Source organism: Actinomycetota bacterium, from assembly GCA_036280995.1.
Lineage (GTDB): Bacteria > Actinomycetota > CALGFH01 > CALGFH01 > CALGFH01 > CALGFH01.
Window position 1 is genome coordinate 1 of record DASUPQ010000062.1, and the last position, 2,561, is coordinate 2,561.

At 70.8% G+C, this 2,561-nt stretch carries 2 protein-coding genes; both read left to right on the forward strand.

Annotated elements, in window-relative coordinates:
- Positions 1 to 989, forward strand: a 989-nt coding sequence (locus tag VF468_01825) for a toprim domain-containing protein (GenBank protein HEX5877059.1), incomplete at its 5' end; no start/stop codon positions are given.
- Between the two features lie 52 nt (positions 990 to 1,041).
- A complete protein-coding gene (gene rpoD, locus VF468_01830) occupies positions 1,042 to 2,220 on the forward strand; it encodes an RNA polymerase sigma factor RpoD (protein HEX5877060.1) in 1,179 nt (392 codons plus the stop codon).
- Positions 2,221 to 2,561 lie beyond the last annotated feature (341 nt).

Here is a 2,561-nt window from a genome sequence, read left to right on the forward strand (position 1 = left end):
CCCAGGCCGTGGCCACCTGCGGCACCGCCCTGCGGGCCGAGCACTTCAAGCTGCTGGGCCGCTTCACGGGCAGGATCGTGCTCGCCTTCGACGCCGACGCCGCCGGCGGGCGGGCGGCCGGGCGGGGCGTGGCCGAGCTGGTCGCCGCCCCCGAGGCGTCGCTGTCCGCGCACGTCCTGACCATGCCGGCCGGCCTCGACCCGGCCGAGTACGTTGGCAGGTACGGCGGCGAGGCGTTCCGGGAGCTGGTCGAGGCCGCCCGGCCGCTGGTCCGCTGGTGGCTGGACTGGAAGCTGGCCTCCTTCGACCTCAGCCAGCCCGAGGGCCGGACCCGGGCCGTCCGCGAGGTCACCCCGGTGATGACCAGCGTCCCCGACTTCTCCCAGCGGCGGGCCTACGCCCGCTCGGTGGTGCTGCGGCTCGGCCTGGACGAGTACGGGCCCGAGTACCAGGCCCTCATCGGCGGCCAGCCCGTCCAGCGGCCCCGGGCCGAGGTCAAGGCCCCGCCGCGCTCGCGCAGCCCCCAGGGCCGGGTCGAGTGCGAGGCGCTCAAGTTCGCCCTTCAGCATCCCGACTGGACCGCCGAGGCGGCCGAGCGCTGGGCCCCGGACTGGTTCAGCACCCCCGGGACCCAGGCCGCGTTTGCCGCCCTGTCCGAGGCCGGTGGCCCCGGCAAGCCCCTGGAGGCGGTCCTGGAGGCCGCCGCCACCGAGACCGACCGCCGCTTCCTGCGCGGCCTGGCCGTTGAGGCGTTCGCGGCCGAGGAGAACCGGGGGTACGCTGACGAGGTGTTCCGGCGGTTGGAGGAGCTCCGCCTCACCCGCGTCATCGACCAGCTCAAGGGGACGTTGCAGCGTATGAACCCGGTGGAGCGGCCGCACGAGTACACTCGAGTCTTCGAAGAGCTCATCGCCCTCGAGGCCCGACGGCGAGCCCTGCGGGAGCCGCGGTCCGGAGGCGACGGGGATCTCCCCGAGCGCACCGCCTAGGTGGGGAGCCGGCACTCCCACCTGGCGCACGGAACGAGAGGTACCTGAGCAGATGGCGATCGCCAAGGAGGCGCAGATCGACGAGGTCCGAGACCTCGTCGCCAAGGGCAAGGAGCGCGGCTTCCTCACCAACGAGGAGGTCATCGAGGCCCTGGCCCCGGTCGACGTCTCGGCCGAGCAGATGGACAACATCCTGCAGCACCTGCAGGACGAGAACATCGAGGTCGTCGAGATGGTCGACGAGCTCGACGCCGAGGAGTTCGCCCGCGAGGCCCGCTCGGCCCGCGACGAGGAGCTGGCCCTCAAGGCCCCCACCAACGACCCCGTCCGCATGTACCTCAAGGAGATCGGCAAGGTGCCGCTCCTGACCGCGGAGCAGGAGGTCATCCTGGCCAAGGCGATCGACGAGGGCGAGGCCGCCACCGCCGAGATCGACAAGGCCACCGACAACGGCCGCAAGCTGACCCCGACCCGGCTGCGGGAGCTGCAGCGCACCGAGCGCCACGGCCAGCTGGCCAAGAAGAAGCTGATCGAGGCCAACCTGCGCCTGGTGGTGTCGATCGCCAAGCGGTACGTGGGCCGGGGCATGCTGTTCCTCGACCTCATCCAGGAGGGCAACCTCGGCCTCATCCGGGCCGTGGAGAAGTTCGACTACAACAAGGGCTTCAAGTTCTCCACCTACGCCACCTGGTGGATCCGCCAGGCCATCACCCGGGCCATCGCCGACCAGGCCCGCACCATCCGCATCCCGGTGCACATGGTCGAGACGATCAACAAGCTGATCCGCATCCAGCGCCAGCTCCTCCAGGACCTGGGCCGCGAGCCCACCCCCGAGGAGATCGGCCGCGAGATGGAGTTCTCGCCCGAGAAGGTCCGCGAGATCCTCAAGGTCAGCCAGGAGCCGGTGTCGCTGGAGACCCCGATCGGCGAGGAGGAGGACTCCCACCTCGGCGACTTCATCGAGGACTCCGACGCCGTCGTGCCCGTTGACGCGGCCAGCTTCATCCTCCTCCAGGAGCAGCTCGACTCGGTCCTGCACACCCTGTCAGAGCGGGAGAAGAAGGTCATCCAGCTCCGCTTCGGCCTCACCGACGGCCACCCCCGCACCCTGGAGGAGGTCGGCCGCGAGTTCGGGGTCACCCGCGAGCGCATCCGCCAGATCGAGTCCAAGACCCTCTCCAAGCTGCGCCACCCCTCCCGCAGCCAGAAGCTCCGCGACTACCTCGAATAGCAAGGCAAGCCTGAGCACTGCGCCGGCCAGCCTCCCCCGGGGAGTTGAGCGCCGCGCCGCAAGGAGCGCTTCGCGCAATTGATTCATCGGCGCGTCCGCGCCTTCTGGCGGACCTTCGGTCCGCGCCACCTGCGGCGGCAATCAGAGCCCGCTCTGGTCACCACGCACGGTGGTACGGCGTGACCGAGCCGCAGGCATGGAGGCAAGGCGTTCGGTGCCGCTGCTGGTTGCCTCCTTCACCTACCTTGGCGGGTCCCAACAAGCGGAGCCGTCCCTGACGGTGGGTGCAGCCGGAGCCACAGCGATGCCTGGGTCGGCTGCATCGTCTGCTCCACCACCGC